The 26995-nt window shown below is 42.8% G+C and carries 35 protein-coding genes; all 35 read right to left on the minus strand.

Annotated elements, in window-relative coordinates:
• Positions 1 to 9 precede the first annotated feature (9 nt).
• Positions 10 to 228, minus strand: a complete 219-nt coding sequence (gene infA, locus ACFS5O_RS00100) for a translation initiation factor IF-1 (RefSeq protein ID WP_066237890.1) — start codon at positions 226 to 228, stop codon at positions 10 to 12.
• Complete coding sequence (locus ACFS5O_RS00105) at positions 221 to 544, minus strand: KOW domain-containing RNA-binding protein (protein WP_066390694.1); 324 nt, start codon at positions 542 to 544, stop codon at positions 221 to 223. The genes infA and ACFS5O_RS00105 overlap by 8 nt, the downstream gene beginning before the upstream one ends.
• Positions 545 to 558: 14 nt before the next feature.
• Complete coding sequence (gene map, locus ACFS5O_RS00110) at positions 559 to 1305, minus strand: type I methionyl aminopeptidase (RefSeq protein WP_066390693.1); 747 nt, start codon at positions 1303 to 1305, stop codon at positions 559 to 561.
• Positions 1302 to 1955, minus strand: coding sequence for an adenylate kinase (locus ACFS5O_RS00115; protein WP_066390692.1), 654 nt, complete (start codon positions 1953 to 1955; stop codon positions 1302 to 1304). The genes map and ACFS5O_RS00115 overlap by 4 nt, the downstream gene beginning before the upstream one ends.
• Positions 1956 to 2023: 68 nt before the next feature.
• On the minus strand, positions 2024 to 3325 hold the full coding sequence (gene secY / locus ACFS5O_RS00120) for a preprotein translocase subunit SecY (protein WP_066390690.1): 1302 nt from the start codon (positions 3323 to 3325) through the stop codon (positions 2024 to 2026).
• On the minus strand, positions 3325 to 3765 hold the full coding sequence (rplO, locus tag ACFS5O_RS00125) for a 50S ribosomal protein L15 (protein WP_066390689.1): 441 nt from the start codon (positions 3763 to 3765) through the stop codon (positions 3325 to 3327). Before rplO ends, secY begins: the two co-directional genes overlap by 1 nt.
• 31 nt (positions 3766 to 3796) lie before the next feature.
• The gene (gene rpmD / locus ACFS5O_RS00130) at positions 3797 to 3985 is read right to left on the minus strand and encodes a 50S ribosomal protein L30 (protein ID WP_066237910.1); all 189 of its coding nucleotides are present in this window, start codon (positions 3983 to 3985) and stop codon (positions 3797 to 3799) included.
• Between the two features lie 14 nt (positions 3986 to 3999).
• Entirely contained in the window at positions 4000 to 4500 is a 501-nt protein-coding gene (gene rpsE, locus ACFS5O_RS00135) for a 30S ribosomal protein S5 (RefSeq protein ID WP_066237913.1), read from the minus strand.
• Positions 4501 to 4514: 14 nt separating this feature from the next.
• Positions 4515 to 4877 (minus strand): 50S ribosomal protein L18, encoded by a 363-nt coding sequence (gene rplR, locus ACFS5O_RS00140; protein WP_066237916.1) that lies wholly within the window; start codon positions 4875 to 4877, stop codon positions 4515 to 4517.
• A 31-nt stretch (positions 4878 to 4908) separates the two neighbouring features.
• A complete protein-coding gene (gene rplF / locus ACFS5O_RS00145) occupies positions 4909 to 5448 on the minus strand; it encodes a 50S ribosomal protein L6 (RefSeq protein ID WP_066390685.1) in 540 nt (179 codons plus the stop codon).
• A 24-nt stretch (positions 5449 to 5472) separates the two neighbouring features.
• Positions 5473 to 5871, minus strand: coding sequence for a 30S ribosomal protein S8 (gene rpsH, locus ACFS5O_RS00150; protein WP_066390683.1), 399 nt, complete (start codon positions 5869 to 5871; stop codon positions 5473 to 5475).
• 32 nt (positions 5872 to 5903) lie between these two features.
• Positions 5904 to 6089, minus strand: coding sequence for a 30S ribosomal protein S14 (gene rpsN / locus ACFS5O_RS00155; RefSeq protein ID WP_066390681.1), 186 nt, complete (start codon positions 6087 to 6089; stop codon positions 5904 to 5906).
• Between the two features lie 24 nt (positions 6090 to 6113).
• Complete coding sequence (gene rplE / locus ACFS5O_RS00160) at positions 6114 to 6653, minus strand: 50S ribosomal protein L5 (protein ID WP_066390678.1); 540 nt, start codon at positions 6651 to 6653, stop codon at positions 6114 to 6116.
• A 26-nt stretch (positions 6654 to 6679) separates the two neighbouring features.
• Positions 6680 to 6991, minus strand: coding sequence for a 50S ribosomal protein L24 (rplX, locus tag ACFS5O_RS00165; protein WP_066294477.1), 312 nt, complete (start codon positions 6989 to 6991; stop codon positions 6680 to 6682).
• A 57-nt stretch (positions 6992 to 7048) separates the two neighbouring features.
• Positions 7049 to 7417, minus strand: a complete 369-nt coding sequence (gene rplN / locus ACFS5O_RS00170; protein ID WP_066237936.1) for a 50S ribosomal protein L14 — start codon at positions 7415 to 7417, stop codon at positions 7049 to 7051.
• A 45-nt stretch (positions 7418 to 7462) separates the two neighbouring features.
• Positions 7463 to 7726, minus strand: coding sequence for a 30S ribosomal protein S17 (gene rpsQ, locus ACFS5O_RS00175; RefSeq protein WP_066390676.1), 264 nt, complete (start codon positions 7724 to 7726; stop codon positions 7463 to 7465).
• A gap of 22 nt (positions 7727 to 7748) precedes the next feature.
• Positions 7749 to 7952, minus strand: coding sequence for a 50S ribosomal protein L29 (gene rpmC / locus ACFS5O_RS00180; protein ID WP_066237940.1), 204 nt, complete (start codon positions 7950 to 7952; stop codon positions 7749 to 7751).
• On the minus strand, positions 7942 to 8376 hold the full coding sequence (rplP, locus tag ACFS5O_RS00185; protein ID WP_066237943.1) for a 50S ribosomal protein L16: 435 nt from the start codon (positions 8374 to 8376) through the stop codon (positions 7942 to 7944). The genes rpmC and rplP overlap by 11 nt, the downstream gene beginning before the upstream one ends.
• 2 nt (positions 8377 to 8378) lie before the next feature.
• Entirely contained in the window at positions 8379 to 9038 is a 660-nt protein-coding gene (gene rpsC / locus ACFS5O_RS00190) for a 30S ribosomal protein S3 (protein ID WP_066237945.1), read from the minus strand.
• A 3-nt stretch (positions 9039 to 9041) separates the two neighbouring features.
• The gene (rplV, locus tag ACFS5O_RS00195) at positions 9042 to 9383 is read right to left on the minus strand and encodes a 50S ribosomal protein L22 (RefSeq protein ID WP_066237948.1); all 342 of its coding nucleotides are present in this window, start codon (positions 9381 to 9383) and stop codon (positions 9042 to 9044) included.
• Between the two features lie 19 nt (positions 9384 to 9402).
• Positions 9403 to 9681 carry a 30S ribosomal protein S19 gene (rpsS, locus tag ACFS5O_RS00200; protein ID WP_066237951.1) on the minus strand — a complete coding sequence of 93 codons (279 nt, stop codon included), beginning with the start codon at positions 9679 to 9681 and terminating at the stop codon, positions 9403 to 9405.
• A gap of 57 nt (positions 9682 to 9738) precedes the next feature.
• Positions 9739 to 10569 (minus strand): 50S ribosomal protein L2, encoded by an 831-nt coding sequence (gene rplB / locus ACFS5O_RS00205; RefSeq protein ID WP_066390675.1) that lies wholly within the window; start codon positions 10567 to 10569, stop codon positions 9739 to 9741.
• Positions 10570 to 10597: 28 nt separating this feature from the next.
• Entirely contained in the window at positions 10598 to 10885 is a 288-nt protein-coding gene (rplW, locus tag ACFS5O_RS00210) for a 50S ribosomal protein L23 (protein WP_066390671.1), read from the minus strand.
• The gene (gene rplD / locus ACFS5O_RS00215; RefSeq protein ID WP_066390669.1) at positions 10885 to 11508 is read right to left on the minus strand and encodes a 50S ribosomal protein L4; all 624 of its coding nucleotides are present in this window, start codon (positions 11506 to 11508) and stop codon (positions 10885 to 10887) included. The genes rplW and rplD overlap by 1 nt, the downstream gene beginning before the upstream one ends.
• Before the next feature lie 17 nt (positions 11509 to 11525).
• On the minus strand, positions 11526 to 12164 hold the full coding sequence (gene rplC / locus ACFS5O_RS00220; protein ID WP_066390667.1) for a 50S ribosomal protein L3: 639 nt from the start codon (positions 12162 to 12164) through the stop codon (positions 11526 to 11528).
• 49 nt (positions 12165 to 12213) lie between these two features.
• Positions 12214 to 12522 (minus strand): 30S ribosomal protein S10, encoded by a 309-nt coding sequence (rpsJ, locus tag ACFS5O_RS00225; RefSeq protein ID WP_053356198.1) that lies wholly within the window; start codon positions 12520 to 12522, stop codon positions 12214 to 12216.
• Positions 12523 to 13340: 818 nt separating this feature from the next.
• Positions 13341 to 14531: an elongation factor Tu gene (tuf, locus tag ACFS5O_RS00230; RefSeq protein ID WP_066285528.1), complete on the minus strand. Its 1191-nt coding sequence runs from the start codon at positions 14529 to 14531 to the stop codon at positions 13341 to 13343.
• 115 nt (positions 14532 to 14646) lie between these two features.
• Positions 14647 to 16725, minus strand: a complete 2079-nt coding sequence (gene fusA, locus ACFS5O_RS00235; protein ID WP_066390663.1) for an elongation factor G — start codon at positions 16723 to 16725, stop codon at positions 14647 to 14649.
• Positions 16726 to 16803: 78 nt separating this feature from the next.
• Positions 16804 to 17274 (minus strand): 30S ribosomal protein S7, encoded by a 471-nt coding sequence (gene rpsG / locus ACFS5O_RS00240; RefSeq protein ID WP_066237973.1) that lies wholly within the window; start codon positions 17272 to 17274, stop codon positions 16804 to 16806.
• A gap of 46 nt (positions 17275 to 17320) precedes the next feature.
• Positions 17321 to 17743 (minus strand): 30S ribosomal protein S12, encoded by a 423-nt coding sequence (gene rpsL / locus ACFS5O_RS00245; protein WP_066390653.1) that lies wholly within the window; start codon positions 17741 to 17743, stop codon positions 17321 to 17323.
• A gap of 116 nt (positions 17744 to 17859) precedes the next feature.
• Entirely contained in the window at positions 17860 to 18108 is a 249-nt protein-coding gene (locus tag ACFS5O_RS00250) for a 50S ribosomal protein L7ae-like protein (RefSeq protein ID WP_066237983.1), read from the minus strand.
• An 84-nt stretch (positions 18109 to 18192) separates the two neighbouring features.
• Positions 18193 to 21816 (minus strand): DNA-directed RNA polymerase subunit beta', encoded by a 3624-nt coding sequence (gene rpoC, locus ACFS5O_RS00255; protein WP_205724226.1) that lies wholly within the window; start codon positions 21814 to 21816, stop codon positions 18193 to 18195.
• 29 nt (positions 21817 to 21845) lie between these two features.
• Positions 21846 to 25388, minus strand: a complete 3543-nt coding sequence (rpoB, locus tag ACFS5O_RS00260; RefSeq protein WP_066390648.1) for a DNA-directed RNA polymerase subunit beta — start codon at positions 25386 to 25388, stop codon at positions 21846 to 21848.
• 291 nt (positions 25389 to 25679) lie between these two features.
• Positions 25680 to 26282: a class I SAM-dependent methyltransferase gene (locus ACFS5O_RS00265; RefSeq protein WP_205724225.1), complete on the minus strand. Its 603-nt coding sequence runs from the start codon at positions 26280 to 26282 to the stop codon at positions 25680 to 25682.
• 338 nt (positions 26283 to 26620) lie between these two features.
• A complete protein-coding gene (rplL, locus tag ACFS5O_RS00270; protein WP_198769413.1) occupies positions 26621 to 26986 on the minus strand; it encodes a 50S ribosomal protein L7/L12 in 366 nt (121 codons plus the stop codon).
• Positions 26987 to 26995: the final 9 nt, after the last annotated feature.

Raw genomic sequence — 26995 nt, forward strand, 5'->3', positions numbered from 1 at the left:
GTACATTGATTATTTAAAACGATACGTTATACGACCACGTGATAAGTCATACGGAGACAATTCTACGGTTACTTTATCCCCTGGAAGAATTCGAATGTAGTGCATACGAATCTTTCCAGAAACGTGCGCTAGAACTTTGTGTCCGTTTTCTAGTTCAACACGAAACATGGCGTTCGGAAGAGGCTCAATTACTGTACCTTCGACCTCAATAACATCATCTTTAGCCATCGACTTGATCTCCCTTCTTCAGAGCAATGACTTTCTCGTCGGAAAACTTCGCTACTGCATAACGCAATTTGCCATTGGTTACACGACCTGTTTCAAGAATGCTTTTAACAACTTCCGGAGAAGTAAAATCCAGCAGTTCTAAGTGGTTTAGGTTCTTGCGTTTGGCTCGATCAAACTTTCTTTTGTCACCATCTGCTACAAGGACGAAACGCCCATCGAGAATACCGACAATCACACCTAACCGATCTGCGTCTCTTCCTTTTAGTATCCGAACCAGTTGACCTATGTTCGGTACCGAATCAGATTCGCTTACCATCTCATCACCTTCACTTAGATCTTTGTTAAGATTTCAAAGCCTTCTTCCGTAATGACAACCGTGTGTTCAAAGTGAGCACACCATTTGCCATCCGTTGTGACAACCGTCCAGTTATCGGATAATGTTCGAACATAGCGAGTTCCCGCATTAATCATAGGCTCTATTGCTAGAACCATGCCCTTTTTCAGCACCGGCCCTTTACCAGGCGGTCCATAATGAGGAATTTGCGGGTCCTCATGTAAGTCCTGGCCTATTCCGTGTCCGACGTATTCGCGAACAACAGAAAACCCTTCACTCTCAGCATACTTTTGTATCTCATGAGAAATGTCAGTTAACCGGGCACCGGCTTTTGCTTTTTCAAGTCCTTTATATAAAGACTCTTCGGTTACATCCAGAAGTTTTTGAGCTTCATCTGAAATCTCGCCAACTCCATACGTCCAAGCGGAGTCACCGTGGTATCCTTTGTACTTCGCCCCAATATCTATAGAGATAATGTCGCCATGGTTGAGTACGCGTTTACCTGGAATTCCGTGCACAAGTTCTTCATTTACAGAAGCACAGATGCTTCCACTAAAACCATTATAGTTTTTAAATGAAGGAATTGCACCTTGGCTGCGGATAAACGTATCAGCAATTTTATCCAGTTCCTTAGTAGTTATGCCAGGCTTAATGTGTTTTTTTAACTCTTGATGAGTTAAGGCAACAATGCGACCTGCCTCCCGCATGATTTCAATCTCTCGCGGTGTTTTGCAGATTATCATTTCGCCAATCCCCCAATAAGTTGGTCAATGTCTTGAAAGACTTTGTCGATATCCTGATCACCATTCATGTTTTTCAGGTAACCTTTTTCACCATAAAAATCAAGCAGTGGTTTAGCCTGCTTCATGTTTACATTTAAACGGTTTCGAACGGTCTCTTCATTATCATCTTGACGTTGGATAAGCGTACCGCCGTCTTTATCACATACTCCTTCAACCTTTGGCGGGTTGAATATTACATGATACGTGCTTCCGCATGTTTGGCAAATCCGACGACCTGTTAATCGCTGCATAAGCTGATCAGAATCTACTGAAATGTTTAACACATAATCAATCGTTCTTCCAAGCTCTGTTGTGATTTCTTCTAATGCTTCCGCTTGGGCAACTGTCCGAGGGAATCCATCAAGTAAAAATCCTTTTTCGCAGTCTTTTTTAGAAAGTCGGTCACGTACGATACCGATTGTAACTTCGTCAGGAACGAGGTTACCCGCATCCATGTACGATTTTGCCTCAAGTCCAAGAGGAGTCTCCTCTTTAATTGCTGCTCGGAACATATCTCCAGTAGAGATATGAGGTATTCCGTATTTCTCAACAATTCTTTCTGCTTGAGTACCCTTACCTGCTCCGGGCAATCCCATTAAGACTAGATACATCTAATCCCTCCATAAATCACAATCGTCTTTTTTTAAGAGCATATGGGAAGATGAATCTTCCCGTGCTCTTATTTTATGAAGCCTTTGTAGTGTCGCTTGATCAGCTGACTCTCAATTTGCTTCATGGTGTCTAGTGCCACACCTACAACAATCAGCAAGCTTGTTCCACCAATTTGAATGGCTGGCGGAAGGTTCAAACCTGGAATTGCTGTAAAGACAACTGGCAGGACTGCAATTGCAGCCAGGAATAGAGATCCAACAAATGTTAATCGATACAGAATTCTTGTTATATAAGTTTGAGTGTTAGCTCCTGGACGAATGCCAGGAATGTATCCACCCTGCTTCTTTAAGTTTTCCGCCATTTGCTCCGGATTTACTTGGATGAACGTATAGAAATACGAGAATCCAATAATAAGGAGCGCATATATAATCATTCCGACTGGTTTCGTGTAGTCAAACGTGTTGATAATCCAAGTCGTAACATCATTCTGTCCGAAGAAGCCAGCAACAGTTCTTGGCGTGATGATCAAGGAAATCGCGAAGATAACCGGGATAACACCTGCTGCATTAACTTTAATCGGAAGATGAGTGGACTGGCCGCCAACAGGCTTTGTTCCAACGACTCGCTTTGCATACTGAATCGGGATTTTCCGAACACCTTGTTGAATAAAGATAACACCCATAATAATGAGTACAATCGCAAGAGCAAGCAGTACGATCGTTACAATATGCATGAATAACTGATCGTTACCACCTTCAAATTGCGTTGTGAAAAGCTGGTTAACTGCTGTAGGAATAGCTGCGGCAATCCCCGCAAAAATCAGAACTGAAATTCCGTTTCCAATCCCCTTAAGGGTAATCTGCTCACCTAACCACATTAAGAATGCAGTACCTGCAGTTAAAACTAACGCGATAAAAAGATACGTAGACATACTAGGGTTTTGAATAAGTCCTGGGAAAAGATTGTTAAAACCGATAGACATACCGATTGCCTGGATAAAACCAAGAACAATAGTTCCATAACGAGTGAATTGAGCTAACTTCTTACGCCCAACTTCACCTTGCTTACTCCACTCCGTAAATTTAGGAACAACGTCCATCTGCAGAAGCTGCACGATGATCGATGCTGTAATATACGGCATGATACCCATAGCGAAAATGGAGAAGTTCTGTAAAGCTCCACCGCCAAACGTATTCAAAAAACCAAAAATGTTAGCACTGTCGCCTGTACTGAATTTCAGTACATCGCGATTTACGCCTGGTACTGGGATAAATGTTCCTAGACGGAACACTACCAGCATAGCAAGTGTAAACAATATCTTGTTTCTCAGATCACCCACACGCATAATGTTGGAGATTGTCTGGAACATTAGATCACCTCAGTAGTTCCGCCCGCTGCTTCAATTGCTTCTTTAGCAGAAACAGAGAATTTGTGCGCCTTAACTGTAAGCTTAGCTTCTAACTTGCCATTTCCTAGAACTTTGATTCCGTTTTTAAGACTGCTAACTACTCCTGTTTCGATAAGAAGTTCAGGAGTAACTACTGTGCCCTCTTCAAAACGAACTAGCTTCTCAAGATTTACAACTGCATACTCTTTACGAGTAGGGTTTGTGAATCCGCGTTTCGGTAAACGACGTGCTAGTGGATTTTGTCCACCTTCGAATCCAGGTCTAACACCACCGCCTGAACGAGAGTTTTGACCTTTATGACCACGACCACTTGTTTTACCATTGCCTGATCCGATACCGCGACCTACACGGTTGCGAACTTTACGGGATCCTTCTGATGGCTTCAACTCATGAAGTTTCATCTGAGCACCTCCTCATGATTTATTTATCTTATTAAGCTTCTAATTCTTTCACTGTTAAAAGGTGAGACACCTTGTTAACCATACCGCGGATAGCCGCGTTATCTTCGTGTACAACCGTCTGGTGCATTTTGCGCAAACCAAGTGTCTTAACAACGATACGTTGGTTTTCAGGACGGCCGATAACACTACGAGTGAGGGTGATTTCTAATTTCTTAGCCATCTAAAGTTCCCTCCTTAACCTAAAAGCTCTTGTACTGATTTACCGCGAAGTTTCGCAACGTCTTCAGCACGCTTTAAATTTTTCAAACCTTCGATAGTTGCACGAACCATGTTGATTGGGTTGTTAGATCCAAGTGACTTAGAAAGGATGTCACCTACACCAGCAAGCTCCAATACTGCACGTACAGGTCCACCAGCAATTACCCCAGTACCTTCAGATGCAGGCTTAAGAAGTACGTTACCTGCTCCAAAGCGTCCAATTACTTGGTGAGGAATTGTTGTTTTTACGATCGGTACAGTTACTAAGTTCTTCTTAGCATCTTCAATCGCCTTACGGATCGCTTCTGGTACCTCTTGGGCTTTACCAGTACCGAATCCAACGTGACCGTTTTTGTCACCAACTACAACTACTGCAGCAAAGCGGAAACGACGTCCACCTTTTACTACCTTAGCTACACGGTTAACGGTAACGACGCGTTCTTCAAGTTCAAGTTTGTTAGGGTCGATACGCATCAGGTTCCCTCCTTCGATTAAAATTCTAACCCAGCTTCACGAGCTGCGTCTGCTAATGCTTTAATACGTCCGTGATATAAATATCCGCCTCGGTCAAATACTACCGATTTGATTCCTTTTTCAACTGCGCGCTTAGCGATTTCTTGACCAATCGCTTTAGCAGCATCTACGTTTCCACCGTTTTCTACACTTACACCTTTATCAAGGGAAGATGCAGATACAATTGTTACACCTGCTTGATCATCGATCAATTGAGCATAGATGTGCTTTGTAGAACGGAATACGTTCAAACGAGGACGTTGTGCTGTTCCGCTTACAACGCGGCGAACACGAGCATGTCTTTTCTTACGAGCGACATTCTTATCTGCTTTCGTGATCATCCTTTGCACTCCTTTCCGCTACCTAACGGCTTTATTTACCAGTTTTACCTTCTTTACGGCGAACGAATTCACCTTCGTAACGAATACCTTTACCTTTGTAAGGCTCAGGTGAACGAACTGAACGGATGTTTGCAGCAACTTCACCAACACGTTGCTTGTCAATACCCTTAACGATTACCTTCGTGTTAGAAGGTACTTCGATGTCGATTCCTTGCTCAGGAACGATTTCAACAGGATGAGAGTAACCTACGTTAAGTACAAGCTTGTTACCAGCTTTGGAAGCACGATATCCAACCCCGATAATTTCTAGAGCTCTTTCATAACCGTTAGTTACACCGATAACCATGTTGTTTAGTACGCTACGAGTTGTACCATGCAATGCACGGTGCTCTTTGTGGTCGCTCGGGCGTTCCACAGTAATTTCGTTATCTTGAACATTAATCTTAATGTCAGCATTGAATTTGCGAGAAAGTTCACCTTTAGGGCCTTTTACAGAAACCGTGTTGTCAGTTGCAACATCGATCGTAACGCCACCTGGAACTTCAATCGGTTTGTTACCTACGCGAGACATGTTGACACCTCCATTCGCTATTTATTACCAAACGTACGCTAGTACTTCGCCACCCATTTGTGATTGGCGAGCTTCTTTATCAGTCATAATGCCTTTAGAAGTAGATACGATCGCAATACCAAGTCCTCCAAGTACACGTGGAAGATCAGTTGATTTTGCATAAACACGTAGACCAGGCTTAGAGATACGCTTAAGACCTGAGATTACACGCTCATTGTTAGAACCGTACTTAAGGAAGATGCGAATCATTCCTTGTTTGCTATCCTCTACATATTCCACATCGCGAACAAAACCTTCACGCTTTAGGATTTCTGCGATTTCTTTTTTCATATTAGAAGCAGGAAGCTCCAATTTATCGTGACGAACAGTGTTTGCGTTGCGGATACGAGTAAGCATATCTGCAATTGGATCTGTCATAACCATTACTAGTTACCTCCTTCCCTTTTTTCAGGGTATTACCAGCTGGCTTTTTTAACGCCAGGAATTTGACCTTTGTAAGCAAGTTCTCTGAAACAAATACGGCACAGTTTGAACTTGCGGATTACTGAATGAGGACGCCCGCAACGTTCACAGCGCGTATATTCTTGCACTCCGAACTTTTGCTTGCGTTGTTGCTTAGCAATCATGGATTTCTTTGCCACGGGTAAACCTCCTTTGGCTAAAGGTTATTTTTGGAACGGCATTCCGACTTGTGTAAGAAGCTCACGTGCTTCTTCGTCAGTGTTCGCAGTCGTTACGATAACGATGTCCATTCCGCGAACTTTGTTTACTTTATCATAGTCGATCTCTGGGAAGATCAATTGCTCTTTAACTCCAAGCGTGTAGTTACCGCGGCCGTCGAAAGACTTCTTGGAAACCCCGCGGAAGTCACGTACACGTGGAAGGGAAACGCTGATTAACTTATCAAGGAAGTCATACATGCGCTCTCCGCGAAGTGTAACTTTTGATCCGATCGGCATACCTTCACGAAGTTTGAATCCAGCGATAGATTTCTTAGCACGCGTGATCACAGGCTTTTGACCAGCGATTGCTGTAAGTTCCTCTACTGCTGTATCTAACACTTTAGAGTTGGATACTGCTTCACCAACACCCATGTTGATAACGATTTTTTCGATCTTTGGTGCTTGCATTACTGAAGTGTAATTAAACTTTTCCATTAGAGATGGTAAGATCTCTGCTTTATATCGCTCTTGTAGACGGTTCATTATGTGTCCTCCTTTCACTCTGAGACTTATTTATCTAGGGTTTCACCAGATTTTTTGGCCACACGAACTTTTTTCCCATCAACTACATTGTAGCCTACACGAGTAGGAGCACCAGTTTTAGGGTCAAGAGGCATTACGTTAGAAGCATGAATTGGTGCTTCTTGGCTAAGGATTCCACCTTGTGGATTAGCTTGAGAAGGTTTTGCGTGTTTCTTAACAACGTTCACGCCTTCAACAAGCACTCTGTTTAGCTTCGGATAAGCTTCAAGGATCACACCTTGTTTACCTTTATCCTTGCCGGAAATAACTTGTACTTTATCGCCTTTTTTCACATGCAATGGCATTGTGATGTTGCACCTCCTTACAAGACAATAAACGCCTTGCTAGTAAATATATTAAAGAACTTCTGGAGCAAGAGATACGATTTTCATAAATTGCTTGTCACGAAGTTCACGTGCTACTGGTCCGAAGATACGAGTTCCTCGAGGACCTTTATCATCCTTAACGATTACAGCCGCGTTCTCATCAAAGCGGATGTAAGATCCGTCGTTACGGCGCATACCACGCTTAGAACGTACCACTACCGCTTTAACAACGTCACCTTTCTTAACAACGCCACCTGGTGTTGCGGACTTAACCGAACAAACGATAATGTCACCAACGTTAGCGTACTTACGACCAGAACCACCAAGAACTTTAATGCAAAGTAACTCTTTCGCACCGGAGTTATCAGCTACTCTTAAACGGGATTCTTGTTGAATCATGCGAATGGACCTCCTTTCGGATATGAGTATAATCCGAACAATTTATTAAATAATTACTGCTTCTTGTACTACTTCAACTAGACGGAATCGCTTGTCTTTAGAAAGCGGACGCGTTTCCATAACCTTTACGATATCGCCAATTTTAGCAGTGTTGTTTTCATCATGCGCTTTTAACTTTTTAGAGTATTTAACGCGCTTGTTATATAAAGTGTGAGTCTTGTAAGTTTCTACAAGCACTGTAATCGTTTTGTCCATCTTGTCAGAAACAACACGACCAGTGTACACCTTGCGCTGGTTACGTTCACTCATTGTGCGAACCTCCTCTCAAGATTTAACCGTTAGTAATCCCAAGCTCTCTTTCACGTAAAACCGTTTTTGCACGGGCAATTGCTTTACGAACTTCACGAATGCGGGCCGGGTTTTCAAGTTGACCTGTCGCTAGTTGGAAACGAAGGTTAAAAAGCTCTTCTTTAAGTGCTTTTGCTTTTTGTTCAACTTCTGCAGTGGTCAGGTTACGAATATCATTAGCCTTCATTTGTGTCACCACCCACTTCTTCGCGTTTAACAAACTTACATTTTACAGGAAGTTTGTGTGCTGCAAGACGCAACGCTTCGCGTGCCACTTCTTCAGAGACACCTGCGATTTCAAACATAACTTTTCCTGGCTTAACTACAGCTACCCATCCTTCAGGAGCACCTTTACCAGATCCCATTCGGACTTCTAGAGGCTTTGCAGTGTAAGGCTTAGACGGGAAAATTTTGATCCATACTTTACCGCCACGCTTCATATAACGAGTCATCGCAATACGAGCTGCTTCGATCTGACGGTTAGTAATCCAGCTAGCTTCAAGAGCTTGCAAACCGAATTCTCCGAAATGAACTTCAGTACCGCCTTTTGCGTTCCCACGCATTTTACCGCGGTGTTCACGACGATATTTAACACGTTTTGGCAATAACATAATTATTTGCCTCCTTCCTCTTTTTTCGTTCCTCTTGTTGGAAGGACCTCACCACGATAAATCCAGATTTTAACTCCAAGCTTACCGTAAGTTGTGTCTGCTTCAGCAGTACCGTAATCGATGTCTGCACGAAGTGTGTGAAGAGGAACTGTACCTTCACTATAATGTTCAGCACGAGCGATATCAGCTCCGCCAAGACGGCCTGACACTTGTGTTTTGATACCTTTCGCACCCATACGCATTGCACGTTGGATCGCTTGCTTCATAGCACGACGGAAAGATACACGGTTTTCAAGTTGACGAGCGATGTTTTCAGCAACTAGCTTAGCATCAACGTCAGCTTGTTTAATTTCAAAGATGTTTACGTGAACTCTTTTACCAGTGATGTCGTTAAGGGCTTTACGAAGTGCTTCAACTTCAGATCCACCTTTACCGATAACCATTCCTGGTTTAGCAGTTTTGATTGTGATATTCACACGGTTAGCTGCACGTTCGATTTCAACACCTGATACAGCAGCGTCTTTTAAACGCTTTTCAATATAAGAACGGATCTTAAGGTCTTCATGTAAAAGATTAGCGTAATCCTTTTCAGCGTACCATTTTGAATCCCAGTCACGGATGACGCCAATACGTAGACCTATTGGATTTACTTTTTGACCCACGTCTTAACCCTCCTTCTTTTCAGAAACAACGATTGTGATGTGGCTAGTACGTTTGTTGATACGGCTTGCGCGACCCATCGCACGAGGACGGAAACGCTTAAGAGTAATACCTTCATCAACGAACGCTTGCTTAATCACCAAGTTGTTCGGTTCCATTTCATAGTTGTGTTCTGCGTTTGCGATAGCAGACTTAAGCACCTTTTCAATTACAGGAGAAGCTGCTTTAGGCGTCAAACGTAGAATCGCAAGTGCCTCACCTACTTGCTTGCCTCGAATCAAATCGATTACGATGCGAGCTTTACGAGGAGCAATACGCACTTGTTTAGCAATTGCTTTTGCTTCCATTTTGTGTACCTCCCCTCAATTAACGTCTTGTTTTCTTATCATCAGCTGCATGGCCTTTGTAAGTACGAGTAGGTGCAAACTCACCTAACTTGTGACCGACCATATCTTCTGTGCAATAAACCGGCACGTGTTTACGACCATCATAAACAGCGATTGTGTGACCGATGAAGTCAGGGAAAATCGTAGAACGACGAGACCAAGTTTTAACTACTTTCTTGTCGTTAGATTCATTAAGTGCCTCGACCTTTTTCATCAAGTGGTCATCTACAAAAGGCCCTTTTTTCAAACTGCGACCCATTTGAGAACCTCCCTTTGTGTTTGCGCTACGGCTCGATTGAACCGTAGTACAATCACATTATTTTTTGCGACGACGTACAATGTACTTGTCAGTTTGGCTATTTTTCTTACGAGTTTTATATCCAAGAGTTGGTTTACCCCATGGAGACATTGGTGATTTACGTCCGATTGGAGCGCGTCCTTCACCACCACCGTGTGGGTGATCGTTAGGGTTCATTACAGAACCACGAACTGTTGGGCGGATACCCTTCCAACGAGAACGACCTGCTTTACCAACGTTTACAAGTTCATGCTCTAAGTTTCCAACTTGACCGATTGTTGCGCGGCAAGTAAGAAGGATCATACGAACTTCACCAGAACCAAGACGAACTAGCGCATACTTTTCTTCTTTACCAAGAAGTTGAGCTTCAGCACCAGCTGAACGAGCCAATTGTCCACCTTTACCAGGCTTAAGTTCGATGTTGTGAATTGTAGAACCTACAGGAATGTTAGCTAATGGAAGTGAGTTACCTACTTTAATATCAGCTTCAGTACCGGACATGATTTCTTGCCCTACTTTAATTCCTTTTGGAGCTAAGATATAACGCTTCTCACCATCTGCATAGTGGATTAGCGCGATGTTAGCCGTACGGTTTGGATCGTACTCGATTGTAGCAACGCGACCTGGTATTCCGTCTTTGTTACGTTTGAAATCGATGATACGATACTTACGCTTGTGTCCTCCACCTTGGTGACGAACAGTTAGTTTACCTTGGTTGTTACGCCCAGCTTTTTTGCTAAGAGGAGCAAGCAAGGATTTTTCTGGTTGGTCAGTTGTAATTTCAGCAAAGTCAAGCTGAGACATGTTACGACGACCGTTAGTTGTCGGTTTAAACTTTTTGATACCCATTGTAATTTCCCTCCTTTACGAGTTCTTTTTAAACTCCTTCAAAAAAGTCGAGTTCTTTGCTTTCTGGAGTTAATGTAACTACAGCTTTTTTACGTTTAGAAGTGTAACCAGTATGACGGCCTACACGCTTAAACTTACCTTTGTAGTTAGCAGTGTTAACAGATTGAATTTTCACGCCAAAGATTTCTTCTAGTGCGCCTTTGATTTGAGTCTTAGTTGCACGAGGGTTAACTTCGAACGTGTATTTTTTGTCAGCCATTATTTCAGTAGAACGCTCTGTAATAACGGGGCGCTTAATCACATCACGAGCTTCCATTATGCGAGCACCTCCCCTACTTTTTCCACAGCGTCTTTAGTCATAAGAAGCTTGTCGTGGTTTAACACGTCAAGAACACTAACGCCGTTAGCCGTAACAACTGTTACGCCAGGGATGTTACGTGCAGACAATGCAACAGCGTCATTGTAATCAGCAGTTACAACTAATGCTTTACGATCTGCGGATAGATTTGCAAGTACTTGCATCATTTCCTTTGTTTTAGGAGCTTCGAATGCAAGTCCTTCTAAAACGATCAAGTCGTTATCTAGAACCTTAGAAGATAGCGCTGATTTAATAGCTAAGCGACGAACCTTCTTAGGTAATTTGTAAGAATAGCTTCTTGGTGTTGGTCCGAAAACCACTCCACCGCCAACCCATTGTGGAGAACGGATAGATCCTTGACGAGCACGTCCAGTACCTTTCTGTTTCCAAGGCTTGCGTCCACCACCAGCAACTTCAGAACGGTTCTTTACATCGTGCGTTCCTTGGCGCTGTGATGCTTGCTGCATAATAACAGCGTCGAAAAGCACGCTTTTATTTGGTTCAATACCGAAAACGGAATCGTTTAATTCGATATCGCCAGCTTGAGTACCATCTTGTTTAAATAATGCTACTTTTGGCATCAGATTGTCCTCCTTCCTTATTTAGCATCCTTTGCTTTAACAGCAGAGTTAATTGTAACGTAGCTCTTTTTCGCTCCAGGTACGTTACCTTTGATTAGTAGAAGATTACGTTCTGCATCAACTCTTACAACTTCTAAGTTTTGTACAGTTACTGTATCTCCGCCAGTACGACCAGGTAATGCTTTCCCTTTGAAAACACGGTTAGGGTCAACTGCACCCATTGAACCAGGACGACGGTGGTAACGGGAACCGTGGCTCATTGGCCCGCGTGATTGCCCGTGACGTTTGATAACACCTTGGAATCCTTTTCCTTTAGATGTACCAGTAACGTCTACAGCGTCACCTTCTGCAAAAATGTCAGCTTTGACTTCCTGACCAACTTCGTATCCCGCAACATCAACATTACGGAATTCTTTAACGTAGCGCTTAGGGCTCGTGCTAGCTTTAGCCGCATGTCCTGCTTGTGGCTTGTTAGAACGAGAGTCTTTTTTATCATCAAATCCAAGTTGGATAGCTTCGTAGCCATCATTCTCAACGGATTTCTTTTGAAGAACAACGTTAGGAGTTACTTCTACTACAGTAACTGGAATTAGATCTCCGTTTTCTGCGAAAACTTGAGTCATACCAATTTTTCTACCTAAGATTCCTTTGGTCATTCGTCACACCTCCTATTAATAAGTAAAATATTTATAAGCAAACGTGAAATTATAGTTTAATTTCGATGTCTACACCAGACGGTAGATCCAAACGCATTAACGAATCAACTGTTTGTGGTGTTGGCTCGATAATATCGATCAAGCGCTTATGAGTACGCATTTCGAACTGCTCACGAGAGTCCTTGTACTTATGAACCGCACGAAGGATCGTGTAGATCGCTTTCTCAGTAGGTAGCGGGATAGGACCTGATACCTTTGCTCCTGAACGCTTAGCAGTTTCTACGATTTTTTCAGCTGATTGATCAAGAATTCTGTGATCATACGCCTTTAAACGGATACGAATCTTTTGCTTTGCCATTTTTTTCCCTCCTTTATTCGCCTATTTTGATAAACAGACATTGCTCCGCGGAAATTCAACCTGATATCACCAGCCATGGCAAAGGGGCCTAGTGTGTCAGCAACCTTCCGGATCATCGCAGTGAATGACCAACATTACTTATTATAGAGAAAAGCAACGCCCAATGCAAGTGTTATTTGCATTTATTTATTGCTAATCGCACTTTTTCTATTATAGAGACTTTATTCACGGATTTCAACTTCCTTTTTCTTCTTTTACCTATTTGAATGTGTTTCTTCTATATATAGAAGAGATGCGATTGGTGGTGGTGAATTTAGTTGCACAGCGGCGCGCATATAGTTGATTTTACAACTCGCGGATTTATGGTGTGAACTCGCGGGATTAATGATGAAACCGGCGGGAATATGTGTAAAATTTGCGGGATTATGCTTCAAATTTCAGGGAATTACGGTTTGATACATCGTTCAAATTGATCCTATATCTATTTTCCTTTTCCTTAATTGTTTTTTAAAACAATTTTATATGTTGTATTAATACTTTTTTCTATAAGAATGATCCTTTCAAATCCTTGTCTACTTTGACAGTTGATTGGAGTGGAAGTTGCGAGACTCCTGCGGGACAGGCGGGCAGGTGAGACACTTATACGTGAAACGTACGAATGTGGCTCATCGCATGCCCCGCGGAAAGCGAAGCACTGGAACGGAAATCAACTACTTTCACAATCAACAAAGCTTATGAAGACTTCCTTTACTAAAAACGAATCCAAAATAAAAAAACACCCTCCAAAAGGAGAGTGTTTTTATAAAAGAGTAATAAGATTACTCAGTGATTGTTGCAACTACGCCTGCACCAACTGTACGTCCACCTTCACGAATAGAGAACTTAGTTCCTTCTTCGATAGCGATTGGAGCGATTAGTTCTACAGTCATCTCAACGTTATCTCCAGGCATAACCATTTCTACGCCTTCAGGAAGTTGGATGATACCAGTTACGTCAGTTGTACGGAAGTAGAACTGAGGACGGTAGTTAGAGAAGAATGGAGTGTGACGTCCACCCTCTTCTTTTGAAAGAACATAAACTTCTGATTTGAACTTAGTGTGAGCTTTAACAGTACCTGGCTTAGCAAGAACTTGTCCGCGCTCAACATCGTCACGGGAAACCCCACGAAGAAGTGCACCAATGTTGTCACCAGCTTCAGCATAGTCAAGAAGCTTACGGAACATTTCAACACCTGTTACAGTTGTTGATTTTGGCTCTTCAGTAAGACCAAGGATCTCAACTACGTCACCAACTTTTACTACACCACGCTCAACACGTCCAGTAGCAACTGTACCACGACCAGTGATTGAGAATACATCCTCAACTGGCATCATGAATGGCTTTTCAGTGTCACGTGGAGGAGTTGGGATATAAGAATCTACAGCGTCCATTAGCTCGTAGATTTTAGCTTCCCAATCAGCGTCTCCTTCAAGAGCTTTAAGAGCAGAACCTTTGATTACAGGAATGTCATCTCCTGGGAAGTCATACTCAGAAAGAAGGTCACGAACTTCCATTTCTACTAGCTCAAGAAGTTCTTCGTCGTCTACCATGTCACACTTGTTCATGAATACAACAAGGTAAGGTACACCTACTTGACGAGAAAGAAGGATGTGCTCACGAGTTTGTGGCATTGGGCCGTCAGCAGCAGATACTACTAGGATCCCACCATCCATTTGTGCTGCACCAGTGATCATGTTCTTAACATAGTCAGCATGTCCTGGGCAGTCTACGTGTGCATAGTGACGAGAATCAGTTTCATACTCAACGTGTGCAGTTGAGATTGTGATTCCACGTTCGCGCTCTTCTGGAGCACCGTCGATTTGGTCATAAGCCATTGCTACACCCTTACCGTTTTTCTTAGCAAGAACAGTAGTGATAGCAGCTGTTAAAGTTGTTTTACCATGGTCAACGTGACCGATAGTACCAATGTTAGCATGCGTTTTGGAACGATCAAATTTCTCTTTACCCATGAGAAAGATTCCTCCTTAAATATGTTTACATATAGTAGATTTTTTATTTAAAACAGACAGATTGTACTGCCCATTTTAGATTACATGAAAATGTTGTTTCTTACAACCGAAGAGATTAAGCTCCAGTTGATTTTTTGATGATTTCTTCAGAGATTGACTTAGGTACTTCTTCGTAGTGATCGAAGTGCATTGAGTAAGTACCGCGGCCTTGTGTACGAGAACGCAAGCTAGTTGCATATCCGAACATCTCAGCAAGTGGAACCATCGCTTTAACGATTTGTGCGTTACCACGAGCTTCCATACCTTCAACACGTCCACGACGAGAAGTTACGTCACCCATGATATCACCCATGTACTCTTCAGGAACCGTTACTTCAACTTTCATGATCGGCTCTAGAATTGCAGGGTCACACTTTGATTTAGCGTTCTTAAGTGCCATTGAACCGGCAATCTTAAACGCCATTTCGTTGGAGTCAACATCATGGTATGAACCATCAACGATACGAGCTTTAAGGTCAAGTAATGGGAAACCAGCAAGCATTCCGTTTTTCATTGATTCTTCAATACCAGCTTGAACTGCAGGGATGTATTCACGAGGAACTGCCCCACCAACGATTTTGTTTTCAAATACGAATCCAGATCCTTCATCACCTGGCTCGAATTCGATCCAAACGTGACCGTATTGTCCACGACCACCGGACTGACGAACGAATTTACCTTCGACTTTAGCAGCTTGGCGAATTGTTTCACGGTAAGCAACCTGAGGAGCACCCACGTTTGCTTCTACCTTGAATTCACGGCGCATACGGTCAACTAGGATATCAAGGTGAAGCTCACCCATACCTGCGATGATCGTTTGTCCAGTTTCTTCGTTTGTTTCAGTACGGAATGTTGGATCTTCTTCAGCTAGCTTAGCAAGCGCCATACCCATCTTGTCTTGGTCTGCTTTAGACTTCGGCTCGATAGATAGTGAGATAACTGGCTCTGGGAATACCATGGATTCTAAGATAACAAGGTTCTTTTCATCACAAAGTGTATCACCAGTTGTAGTGTCTTTAAGACCTACAGCAGCTGCGATATCTCCAGCGTATACGATAGAGATCTCTTCACGGGAGTTTGCGTGCATTTGAAGGATACGTCCAACACGCTCGCGCTTTCCTTTAGTAGAGTTCTGTACGTATGATCCAGAGTTTAGTGTACCAGAGTACACACGGAAGAATGTTAACTTACCAACATAAGGGTCAGTCATAACTTTAAATGCAAGTGCAGAGAATGGTGCTTCGTCACTTGATTCACGAGTTACTTCTTCTTCAGAGTCAGGAAGTACACCTTTGATTGCTGGTACATCGATTGGCGATGGAAGGTAATCAAGAACCGCGTCTAGCATAAGCTGAACACCTTTGTTCTTAAATGCCGAACCACACATTACTGGGTAGAACTCAACGTTACAAGTTCCTTGACGGATACCTGCTTTAAGTTCTTCGTTCGTAATTTCTTCGCCTTCTAAGTACTTCATCATCATTTCTTCATCTAGCTCAGCAACCGCTTCGATAAGTTTTCCACGGTATTCTTCAGCTAAAGGCATGTGCTCTTCCGGAATATCACGAACTTCGATATCAGTACCAAGGTCGTTTCCGTAGAATACAGCTTTCATTTCGATAAGGTCGATGATTGCTTCGAATTGGTCTTCCGCACCGATCGGTAATTGGATCGGGTGAGCGTTAGCACCAAGGCGGTCATGAATCGTTTTTACGGAGTATAAGAAATCCGCACCGATTTTGTCCATTTTGTTTACGAATACTACACGAGGCACCCCGTAAGTAGTCGCTTGACGCCAAACTGTTTCTGTTTGTGGTTCAACACCTGATTGAGCATCAAGTAATGCAACCGCTCCGTCTAATACACGTAATGAACGTTCTACTTCAACTGTAAAGTCTACGTGTCCTGGTGTATCAATGATGTTGACACGGTGACCTTTCCATTGAGCAGTAGTAGCAGCGGAAGTAATCGTGATTCCACGCTCTTGTTCCTGCTCCATCCAGTCCATTTGTGAAGCTCCTTCATGAGTTTCACCGATTTTGTGGATACGGCCAGTATAGTAAAGAACACGTTCAGTAGTCGTTGTTTTACCAGCATCGATGTGAGCCATGATACCGATATTACGAGTATTTTTTAAGGAGAATTCTCTAGCCATGAATTTCTCTCCTTCCCTTTTTAAAAGGAATTTTTATAGTGTTTTAGAGACAGTCCGAGAACTGTCTCTATTATGATTTTACCAACGGTAGTGAGCAAACGCTTTGTTTGCTTCTGCCATTTTGTGCATATCTTCGCGCTTCTTAACTGAAGCACCAGTGTTATTTGCAGCATCCATGATCTCATACGCAAGACGTTCTTCCATTGTCTTTTCTCCGCGTAGACGAGAGTAGTTCGTTAGGTAACGAAGTCCTAGTGTTGTACGACGCTCTGGGCGAACTTCAACTGGTACTTGGTAGTTAGCTCCACCAACACGGCGAGCACGAACTTCAAGGACTGGCATGATATTTTTAAGAGCTTGTTCAAACACTTCCATAGGATCTTGGTTTGTACGTTCTTTAATAAGATCGAACGCATTGTACAAGATTGTTTGAGCTACCCCTCTCTTACCGTCAATCATAATTTTATTGATTAGACGAGTTACAAGCTTAGACTTGTAAATTGGATCAGGTAACACATCACGACGAGCAACAGGTCCTTTACGTGGCATGTGGTCCCCTCCTTTCTGATAGTTGTTTAGTTTATTTTAAAAAATATTACTTCTTAGCTTCTTTTGGACGCTTCGTTCCGTATTTAGAACGACCTTGCATACGGTTGTTAACACCAGCCGTATCAAGAGCACCACGAACGATGTGGTAACGTACCCCCGGTAAGTCTTTTACACGTCCTCCACGGATAAGAACAACACTGTGCTCTTGAAGGTTGTGGCCGATACCAGGAATGTAAGCTGTAACTTCGATTCCGTTAGTTAGACGAACACGCGCATATTTACGAAGCGCCGAGTTCGGCTTCTTAGGAGTCATAGTACCAACACGAGTACAAACTCCACGCTTTTGCGGAGATGAAACGTTAGTTTGGGACTTTTTGAAGCTGTTGTAACCTTTGTTTAACGCAGGAGAGTCAGATTTCTTTGATTTAGAAACACGACCTTTGCGAACTAATTGGTTAATTGTAGGCATTTTGTATTTCCTCCTCTCTTTTTTCGTAATACCACCGACCCAGGTGGTTCATTTTAGGACAAAAGAAAGTTTTTGCGAGAGGAGCGATATTGATGCCCATCGCAAAAACATGAATTTTATCCTTTTATCGCAACAGTTGCGGCCCCGACATCTATACCGCATGCTTTTCCAAGCTTTTTCATGGAATCAACCTTTACGATCGGTACGTGCTTCTCTTCGGCAATCTGCAATACTTTGCTCGTTACTCGAAAATCTGCGTCTTCCGCAACGACCAGCTCTTTGACCTCGCCGTTCTGTAAAGCTTTGATTGTTTGCTTAGTACCTACGATAATTTCAGAAGCCTGTGTCACTTTTTCATAAGACATACGAATATCCTCCAAAGTAACAAATCTTAGGAGCACATCCGTAATCATATCACCGATGCGCTCCCGATGTCAACATTTCATTTATTAATCTTGAGAAACAAGTTCAGTAGGCAGTTCTGCCTCTTCGCTGTTCTCATCTTCAACTACTGGAGAGTTGATTCCGATGTTTCTGTAACGGTTCATACCCGTTCCAGCTGGAATCAGCTTACCAATAATAACATTTTCCTTAAGTCCGAGTAACTCGTCACGCTTACCTTTGATGGCAGCATCCGTAAGAACTCGAGTTGTCTCTTGGAATGATGCAGCAGATAAGAATGATTCTGTCTCAAGAGATGCTTTTGTAATACCAAGAAGCACCGGACGACCTGTAGCAGGAGTTCCGCCTTCAAGAAGTACACTACGGTTAACATCCGTAAAGTTATGGATGTCCATAAGAGCTCCTGGAAGTACTTGAGAATCACCAGAATCGATGATACGCACTTTACGAAGCATCTGGCGAACCATAACTTCAACGTGCTTATCTCCGATTTCTACCCCTTGCATACGGTAAACTTTCTGAACCTCACGCAATAGGTATTCTTGAACGCCTTCTGCACCACGAACTTTAATTAACTCTTTAGGGTCGATCGAACCTTCTGTCAATACTTGACCAGCACTTACTTTATCACCTTCGACAACTTTAATACGTGCTCCGAAAGGAATTGCGTAAGATCTAGATTCGATTTCACCTTGAACGACTACTTCACGCTTATCTTTATTGTCGTTCACACCAACTACCGTACCTTCAAGCTCAGAGATAACCGCTTGACCTTTCGGGTTACGTGCTTCAAACAATTCTTGGATACGCGGAAGACCTTGTGTGATATCATCTCCTGCTACCCCACCTGTATGGAAGGTACGCATTGTAAGCTGTGTACCTGGCTCACCGATGGATTGAGCAGCGATAATTCCAACAGCTTCCCCAACTTCAACGTCAGAGCCTGTTGCAAGGTTGCGTCCGTAACATTTCTTACAAACACCGTGACGTGTGTCACAAGTAAATACAGAACGGATCGTTACTGCTTTCACGCCCACTTCTTCAATATGAGCGGCCATGTCTTCAGTGATCAGCTGATTAACGTCTGCAAGGAGTTCTTTTGTTTCTGGATGGTATACCTTTTTATAAGCAGTACGACCGATCAAACGCTCATGAAGAGGTTCGATTACTTCGTTGCCTTCTTTAATAGCTGCAACTTCTAAGCCACGGTCGGTTCCACAGTCATCTTCACGTACGATAACATCTTGAGCAACGTCAACCAAACGACGAGTAAGGTAACCGGAGTCAGCGGTTTTAAGGGCTGTATCGGCAAGACCTTTACGTGCTCCGTGAGTAGAGATAAAGTACTCGAGTACTGTTAGACCTTCACGGAAACTTGATTTGATTGGAAGCTCGATGATTTTACCAGCCGGGTTGGCCATCAGACCACGCATACCAGCTAGCTGTGTAAAGTTAGATGCGTTACCACGGGCACCGGAGTCACTCATCATAAAGATTGGGTTTCGCTTATCAAGTGTACCCATCAATTTATTTTGGATTTCGTCTTTAGCCAAACTCCAAACATTAATTACACGCTCATAGCGCTCTTCTTCCGTGATTAGACCACGTCTGAATTGCTTTGTAACGTTAACTACTTTTTCTTCGGCTACAGCAAGAATCTCTTGCTTCTCAGGTAATACAACGATATCGGATACACCGATCGTGATACCAGCGCGCGTAGAATATTTAAATCCTAAGTCCTTCATGCGGTCAAGCATCTTAGACGTTTCAGTAATCTTAAAGCGTTTGAATACTTCCGCGATAATCTTACCTAGGATACCTTTCTTGAATGGAACAATTTCCTCATGCTTCTGAATTTCTTCTTTTACATTAGCAGCCGGATCTAAGAAGTACTTTTCAGGTGTTTCCACTTGAAGGTTCGTCGTAGTCGGTTCGTTAATGTAAGGGAATGACGGAGGCAGGATCTCGTTGAATAACAACTTACCTACTGTCGTCATAAGAAGCTTAGATTGCTGTTCTTCTGTGAAAGTTTCTTTATTTAAGCTGGATACAGGTACTGCAATACGAGAATGCAAGTGCACGAATCCATTTTCATAAGCGATGATCGCTTCGTTGATGTCTTTAAATACAGACCCTTCACCAATAGCTCCTTCACGTTCAAGAGTTAGGTAATAGTTACCTAAAACCATATCCTGTGATGGTGTAACTACTGGCTTACCATCTTTCGGGTTCAAGATGTTTTGAGCAGCTAGCATTAAGATACGAGCCTCTGCTTGCGCTTCAGCAGATAGAGGAACGTGGACCGCCATTTGGTCACCGTCAAAGTCAGCGTTGTAAGCTGTACATACGAGCGGGTGAAGACGGATTGCACGGCCTTCTACAAGCGTTGGTTCGAATGCTTGGATACCAAGTCTGTGTAGTGTAGGTGCACGGTTTAGTAGAACTGGGTGTTCACGAATAACTTCTTCTAAAACATCCCAAACTTCTGGCTGAACGCGCTCTACTTTGCGTTTTGCACTCTTAATGTTGTGTGCAAGACCTTTTGAAACTAGCTCTTTCATAACAAATGGTTTAAAGAGCTCAAGTGCCATCTCTTTAGGAAGACCACATTGGTACATCTTTAAGTTCGGACCTACTACGATAACCGAACGTCCAGAGTAGTCAACACGTTTACCTAACAAGTTTTGACGGAAACGACCTTGTTTCCCTTTCAGCATGTGTGAAAGTGATTTTAACGGACGATTTCCTGGTCCAGTAACCGGACGGCCACGACGACCATTATCGATTAATGCATCGACTGCTTCTTGAAGCATACGTTTTTCATTTTGAACGATAATGTTAGGAGCACCTAAGTCTAATAGACGCTTCAAACGGTTGTTACGGTTGATAACACGACGGTAAAGGTCGTTAAGGTCAGATGTGGCAAAACGTCCACCATCAAGCTGAACCATCGGACGCAATTCCGGTGGAATAACCGGAAGTACTTCTAGAATCATCCAATCAGCATGGTTGCCCGAGTGACGGAATGCTTCTAGTACTTCTAAACGCTTAATCGCACGTGTACGGCGTTGACCTTGTGCTGTTTTAAGCTCTTCTTTTAACATCTCAACTTCTTTTTCAGCATCGATGTCTTCTAAAAGACGCTTGATCGCTTCTGCACCCATTTGTGCAGTGAAACCTTTTCCATACTTTTCACGGTATGTGCGGTATTCCTTCTCTGAAAGCAGTTGTTTCTTCTCAAGAGGAGTATCTCCTGTATCAGTAACAACGTATGAAGCAAAATAGATTACTTCTTCTAATGCTCTTGGAGACATATCCAAAACAAGACCCATACGGCTTGGGATACCCTTGAAGTACCAAATGTGAGATACAGGAGCAGCAAGCTCGATGTGACCCATACGGTCACGTCGAACTTTAGCTCTTGTTACTTCAACACCACAACGGTCACAAACCACGCCTTTATAACGGACGCGCTTATACTTTCCGCAATGACATTCCCAGTCTTTTGTAGGACCGAAAATTCTTTCACAGAACAAGCCGTCTTTTTCAGGCTTAAGTGTACGGTAGTTGATTGTTTCAGGTTTTTTTACTTCCCCTCTTGACCACGACCGGATTTTGTCCGGTGAAGCAAGACCAATTTTCATATATTCAAAATTATTTACGTCTATCAAGGAGCGTACCTCCCTTTTGATATCCTGTTTTAGTCATTCGAAGTGTAAGACTCAAGATTTAGATTTAATTTCTCGCTTGCCTGATCGTCTTCATCATCAAGCTCTCTCATTTCAATTTCCTTGTCATCTCCAGAACAGATCTTAACGTCCATTCCAAGAGATTGAAGTTCTTTGATCAATACTTTAAATGATTCTGGAACACCTGGTTCAGGAACGTTTTCACCTTTAACGATGGCTTCATACGTTTTCACACGACCGACAACATCATCGGATTTAACCGTAAGAATTTCCTGTAGTGTGTATGCCGCGCCATATGCTTCAAGCGCCCATACTTCCATCTCACCGAAACGCTGACCTCCAAATTGAGCTTTACCACCTAGAGGCTGTTGTGTAACAAGTGAGTAAGGACCAGTTGAACGAGCATGTAGCTTGTCATCGACCATGTGAGCCAGTTTGATCATATACATAACCCCAACTGATACACGGTTATCAAACGCAGCACCTGTACGTCCATCATAAAGTACCGTTTTACCATCGCGAGCCATTCCGGCTTCTTCGATCGTAGACCAAACATCTTCCTCACGCGCTCCATCGAATACCGGTGTAGCGACATGAATGCCTAGCTGACGAGCAGCCATTCCAAGGTGAAGCTCCAATACCTGCCCGATGTTCATACGAGAAGGTACCCCTAGTGGGTTTAACATGATGTCAACTGGTGTTCCATCTGGAAGATAAGGCATATCTTCTTCAGGCATAATCTTAGAAATTACACCCTTGTTTCCGTGACGGCCGGCCATCTTATCTCCTTCATGAATCTTACGTTTTTGCACGATATATGCACGAACGAGTTGATTCACACCTGGAGGTAGTTCATCGCCATCTTCACGGTTAAATACTTTAACGTCAAGGATGATTCCATCTCCACCGTGAGGTACACGCAATGATGTATCGCGGACTTCACGAGCTTTTTCACCGAAGATCGCATGTAATAGACGTTCTTCAGCTGTTAGTTCAGTTACACCCTTAGGCGTTACTTTACCAACTAAGATATCTCCATCTTTAACTTCCGCACCAACACGGATGATTCCGCGTTCGTCCAGGTTGCGCAATGCATCTTCTCCGACGTTTGGAATATCACGAGTGATTTCTTCCGGTCCAAGTTTTGTATCACGCGCTTCGGATTCATATTCTTCAATATGGATCGAAGTATAAACGTCGTCTTTAACAAGACGCTCACTCATGATAACAGCATCCTCGTAGTTGTAACCTTCCCAAGTCATGAAGGCAACAAGAACGTTACGACCTAATGCAAGTTCACCTAGTTCCATTGAAGGTCCATCCGCTAAGATTTCTCCTTTTGTCACGCGGTTTCCTGTGCTTACGATCGGACGCTGGTTATAACACGTTCCTTGGTTGGAACGAATAAACTTAAGCATGTTGTAAGTGTCAAGGTCGCCTGAAACTTCCTTGCCATCTACTTCTTTAATGCGGCGTACTTGAACTTGTTTAGCCGTTACGCGTTCAACAATTCCTTCGTGCTTACAGATAACTGCAGCTCCGGAGTCTTTTGCTGATACGTGCTCCATTCCTGTACCGACGATTGGTGATTCAGGAACAAGTAGAGGTACAGCCTGACGTTGCATGTTCGCTCCCATTAGGGCACGGTTGGAGTCATCATTCTCTAAGAACGGAATACAAGCTGTCGCAGCAGATACTACCTGTTTCGGCGATACATCCATATAATCGATGCGTTCGCGTTTAACAACAGTGTTATCTCCGCGGAAACGTGCAATTACGTCTTCGTTCATGAACTCTCCGTTATCACCTAAGATCGAGTTCGCCTGTGCAACTACGTATAAATCTTCTTCATCAGCAGTCAAGTAATCAATGCGGCTCGTTACACGACCTGTTTCAGGATCAACCCGACGGTACGGTGTTTCGATAAATCCATATTGGTTCACTTTTGCGTAAGAAGAAAGTGAGTTGATCAAACCGATGTTCGGACCCTCTGGCGTCTCAATCGGACACATACGACCGTAGTGAGAGTAGTGAACGTCACGAACTTCAAAGCCTGCACGTTCACGTGTAAGACCACCTGGCCCTAGTGCAGATAGACGACGTTTGTGCGTCAATTCTGCTAGTGGGTTCGTTTGATCCATGAACTGTGAAAGCTGAGAGCTTCCGAAGAACTCTTTAATAGATGCAATTACAGGACGAATATTGATCAATGCTTGTGGTGTGATCGCGTTTGTGTCTTGGATTGACATACGCTCACGCACAACACGCTCCATTCTGGAAAGTCCGATTCTGAATTGGTTTTGAAGAAGCTCACCAACAGAACGCAGACGACGGTTTCCAAGATGGTCAATATCATCTGTAGTACCTACTTGATGCAACAAGTTGAAGAAGTAGTTAATAGAAGCAATAATGTCAGAAACCGTGATGTTTTTAACTTCTTTATCAACAAGTCCGTTTCCGATAACATTAATGATTCTTTCACCCTCTTGATCATCAGGCGCATAGATTTTGATAGATTGAAGAGCGATATCCTGATCTTCAGCCACTCCTCCTGCTGGTGTTACGGTTTTAAAGCCTACACCACTCTCAAGAGCAGGGATAATCTTATCTAGCGTTCTACGGTCAAGAAGCGTACCTTCTTCAGCGATCACTTCACCAGTTTCAGCATCCACAAGCGTTTCAGCTAGTTTTTGGTTGAAGAGACGATTCTTTATATGAAGCTTTTTATTGATTTTATAGCGTCCAACGTTAGCTAAGTCATAGCGTTTAGGATCAAAGAACCTAGAATCTAATAAACTTTTTGCATTATCTACTGTTGGAGGCTCTCCCGGACGAAGACGCTCATAGATTTCGAGAAGGGCTTTTTCTGTTCCTTCTGTATTATCCTTATCTAGCGTGTTGCGAAGATACTCGTCTTCTCCAAGCAAATCAATGATTTCTTGATCAGACCCAAACCCTAAAGCACGAAGCAATACGGTAATAGGGATTTTTCTTGTGCGGTCAATACGCACATAAACTACGTCCTTAGCATCTGTTTCGAACTCCAGCCAAGCACCGCGGTTTGGAATGACAGTAGCGGTAAAACCTTTTTTACCGTTTTTGTCGATTTTCTCACTATAGTAAACACTTGGTGAACGAACGAGCTGTGATACAATTACACGCTCTGCCCCGTTGATCACAAAGGTTCCCGTATCTGTCATTAACGGGAAATCTCCCATAAATACTTCCTGCTCTTTTACTTCGCCCGTCTCTTTATTGATCAGACGCACTTTCACACGAAGCGGAGCAGCGTAAGTAACATCGCGCTCTTTTGATTCATCTACAGGATACTTCGGCTCACCTAAGTTATAATCAATAAACTCTAAAACGAGGTTCCCTGTAAAATCTTCAATCGGCGAAATGTCTCGGAACATTTCACGTAACCCCTCATCAAGAAACCATTGATAGGAAGCGGTTTGAATTTCAATTAAGTTTGGTAATTCAAGCACTTCGCTAATCCTTGCATAACTTCTTCGTTGGCGGTGGCGTCCAAACTGAACTAGTTGACCTGTCAACTGCTTCACCCCTCAAATCCAGCGTTTTTTTCGTGTATCATATTTCTATCTAACATTCTATTAAGAAGGTTAGAAAACAAAAAGAAAAAGGGTTTCATATTTTTAAAACCGCAGTTTTCCTATTTTGATAAAAGCTATTATATAATTTTGTCCAACTTTTTCGCATTCTATACGTCTAAACATGAGTAAAAAACGTTGATTTATCAACGTTTTTTCGCTTACCACGAAAAATAAGCAGCAAAATGCGAATCCATTGGCATTTTATAATACTAACATACGGAATTTATCAAGTCAAACTTTTATTGCACGTAAAATAAAGTAGCCTTTTTTCTTAGCAACCGTTTCAACTTGACCGAATAATTGTTCCATTTTATCCATAGCAGATGGTGCACCTTGTTTCTTTTGAATAACTACCCACAACTCGCCACCAACGCAAAGTTTGTGATAAGCTTCTTCAAAAATTTGATGAACAACTGACTTACCTGCACGAATCGGCGGATTTGTGATAACAGCAGCGAACCCTTCATCCTTCACTTCCGCAAACAAATAACTTTTGTAGATCTTAACGTTATCTACCTTGTTCTTATCAGCGTTCAGTTTAGCAAGCTCAACTGCTCGTTCATTGATATCCACCATTTGAACAACACGATCTTGTTCCGCTCTAGCAAGTGAAAGTCCGATCGGTCCGTATCCACATCCTACATCTATATAATCACCAGATACCTCTGGAGGTACAAAGGACTCTATTAAAACGCGACTGCCAAAATCTACTTCTTTCTTCGAAAAGACACCAGCATCTGTCGTAAAACGAAATTTTTCGCCGTTTAATAAAAAATCCCATGTTTCTCTTTTGCTTTCTGTACCAGGTGTTTCAGAGTAATAATGGTTCTTCATTGTTTTCAAACTCTCCTTACCTTCTGATAAAGACAGTATTCCCGTTCCAAATTTCTTTAACGGTCTATCTATAAAGATGCTTTAACAATGTCGCCTTTGTAAGTGTTGATTTCCGTTTCAGGTTGCTCGCTTTCCACGGGGCGTTTGGTGAGCCTCCTGCCGCTTTGCGCCATTAGGAGTCTCCACCTGACCACTCGTCCCGTAGGAGTCTCGCACCTTGCATTCCAATCAACTTGCATATGATGAGAATAGCAACACCCTTCTAGAAGAAAGCCTTCTAAAAAAATCAAGCGAAACAAACAAAAAGGTCCGCCATCGGGCGAACCTTTTCTTTTGAATTACTTAACTTCAACAGAAGCTCCAACTTCTTCAAGCTTAGCTTTGATTTCTTCAGCTTCGTCTTTAGATACGCCTTCTTTAACTGGCTTAGGAGCACCGTCAACAAGTTCTTTCGCTTCTTTAAGTCCAAGACCTGTAAGTTCACGAACAACTTTGATAACTTTAATTTTTGAAGCTCCACCGCTTGCAAGAATTACGTCGAATTCAGTTTTTTCAGCAGCAGCGTCTCCACCAGCAGCTCCACCAGCTACAGCTACAGGAGCAGCAGCAGTTACACCAAACTCTTCTTCGATTGCTTTTACTAGGTCGTTAAGCTCTAAAACAGTCATTGTTTTTAAGCTTTCAATGATTTGCTCTTTAGACATTATAATTTC

It is taken from the genome of Fictibacillus nanhaiensis, assembly GCF_042686385.1.
Lineage (GTDB): Bacteria > Bacillota > Bacilli > Bacillales > Fictibacillaceae > Fictibacillus > Fictibacillus nanhaiensis.

Bases quoted from the DNA above. Each gene is read 5' to 3' on its own strand.
- rpsG (WP_066237973.1), bottom strand. From the start codon at position 17,274: ATGCCACGTAAAGGACCTGTTGCTCGTCGTGATGTGTTACCTGATCCA.
- rplR (WP_066237916.1), bottom strand. From the start codon at position 4,877: ATGATCACGAAAGCAGATAAGAATGTCGCTCGTAAGAAAAGACATGCT.
- rpsS (WP_066237951.1), bottom strand. From the start codon at position 9,681: ATGGGTCGCAGTTTGAAAAAAGGGCCTTTTGTAGATGACCACTTGATG.
- ACFS5O_RS00105 (WP_066390694.1), bottom strand. From the start codon at position 544: ATGGTAAGCGAATCTGATTCGGTACCGAACATAGGTCAACTGGTTCGG.
- ACFS5O_RS00250 (WP_066237983.1), bottom strand. From the start codon at position 18,108: ATGTCTTATGAAAAAGTGACACAGGCTTCTGAAATTATCGTAGGTACT.
- rpsL (WP_066390653.1), bottom strand. From the start codon at position 17,743: ATGCCTACAATTAACCAATTAGTTCGCAAAGGTCGTGTTTCTAAATCA.
- fusA (WP_066390663.1), bottom strand. From the start codon at position 16,725: ATGGCTAGAGAATTCTCCTTAAAAAATACTCGTAATATCGGTATCATG.
- rplF (WP_066390685.1), bottom strand. From the start codon at position 5,448: ATGTCTCGCGTAGGTAACAAACCGATTGAAGTTCCAGGTGGCGTTACG.
- rplB (WP_066390675.1), bottom strand. From the start codon at position 10,569: ATGGGTATCAAAAAGTTTAAACCGACAACTAACGGTCGTCGTAACATG.
- infA (WP_066237890.1), bottom strand. From the start codon at position 228: ATGGCTAAAGATGATGTTATTGAGGTCGAAGGTACAGTAATTGAGCCT.
- rplL (WP_198769413.1), bottom strand. From the start codon at position 26,986: ATGTCTAAAGAGCAAATCATTGAAAGCTTAAAAACAATGACTGTTTTA.
- rpmC (WP_066237940.1), bottom strand. From the start codon at position 7,952: ATGAAGGCTAATGATATTCGTAACCTGACCACTGCAGAAGTTGAACAA.
- secY (WP_066390690.1), bottom strand. From the start codon at position 3,325: ATGTTCCAGACAATCTCCAACATTATGCGTGTGGGTGATCTGAGAAAC.
- rplE (WP_066390678.1), bottom strand. From the start codon at position 6,653: ATGAACCGTCTACAAGAGCGATATAAAGCAGAGATCTTACCATCTCTA.
- rplO (WP_066390689.1), bottom strand. From the start codon at position 3,765: ATGAAACTTCATGAGTTGAAGCCATCAGAAGGATCCCGTAAAGTTCGC.
- tuf (WP_066285528.1), bottom strand. From the start codon at position 14,531: ATGGGTAAAGAGAAATTTGATCGTTCCAAAACGCATGCTAACATTGGT.
- rplD (WP_066390669.1), bottom strand. From the start codon at position 11,508: ATGCCAAAAGTAGCATTATTTAAACAAGATGGTACTCAAGCTGGCGAT.
- rpsQ (WP_066390676.1), bottom strand. From the start codon at position 7,726: ATGAGTGAACGTAACCAGCGCAAGGTGTACACTGGTCGTGTTGTTTCT.
- rpmD (WP_066237910.1), bottom strand. From the start codon at position 3,985: ATGGCTAAGAAATTAGAAATCACCCTCACTCGTAGTGTTATCGGCCGT.
- rplW (WP_066390671.1), bottom strand. From the start codon at position 10,885: ATGGAAGCTCGTGATGTGATTAAGCGCCCCGTTATTACAGAGCGTTCT.
- ACFS5O_RS00115 (WP_066390692.1), bottom strand. From the start codon at position 1,955: ATGTATCTAGTCTTAATGGGATTGCCCGGAGCAGGTAAGGGTACTCAA.
- rpsH (WP_066390683.1), bottom strand. From the start codon at position 5,871: ATGGTTATGACAGATCCAATTGCAGATATGCTTACTCGTATCCGCAAC.
- rpsJ (WP_053356198.1), bottom strand. From the start codon at position 12,522: ATGGCAAAGCAAAAGATTCGTATCCGTTTAAAGGCGTATGATCACAGA.
- ACFS5O_RS00265 (WP_205724225.1), bottom strand. From the start codon at position 26,282: ATGAAGAACCATTATTACTCTGAAACACCTGGTACAGAAAGCAAAAGA.
- rplP (WP_066237943.1), bottom strand. From the start codon at position 8,376: ATGTTATTGCCAAAACGTGTTAAATATCGTCGTGAACACCGCGGTAAA.
- rplV (WP_066237948.1), bottom strand. From the start codon at position 9,383: ATGGAAGCAAAAGCAATTGCTAAACAAGTGCGTATTGCTCCTCGTAAA.
- rplC (WP_066390667.1), bottom strand. From the start codon at position 12,164: ATGACCAAAGGAATCTTAGGTAGAAAAATTGGTATGACTCAAGTTTTC.
- rplN (WP_066237936.1), bottom strand. From the start codon at position 7,417: ATGATTCAACAAGAATCCCGTTTAAGAGTAGCTGATAACTCCGGTGCG.
- map (WP_066390693.1), bottom strand. From the start codon at position 1,305: ATGATAATCTGCAAAACACCGCGAGAGATTGAAATCATGCGGGAGGCA.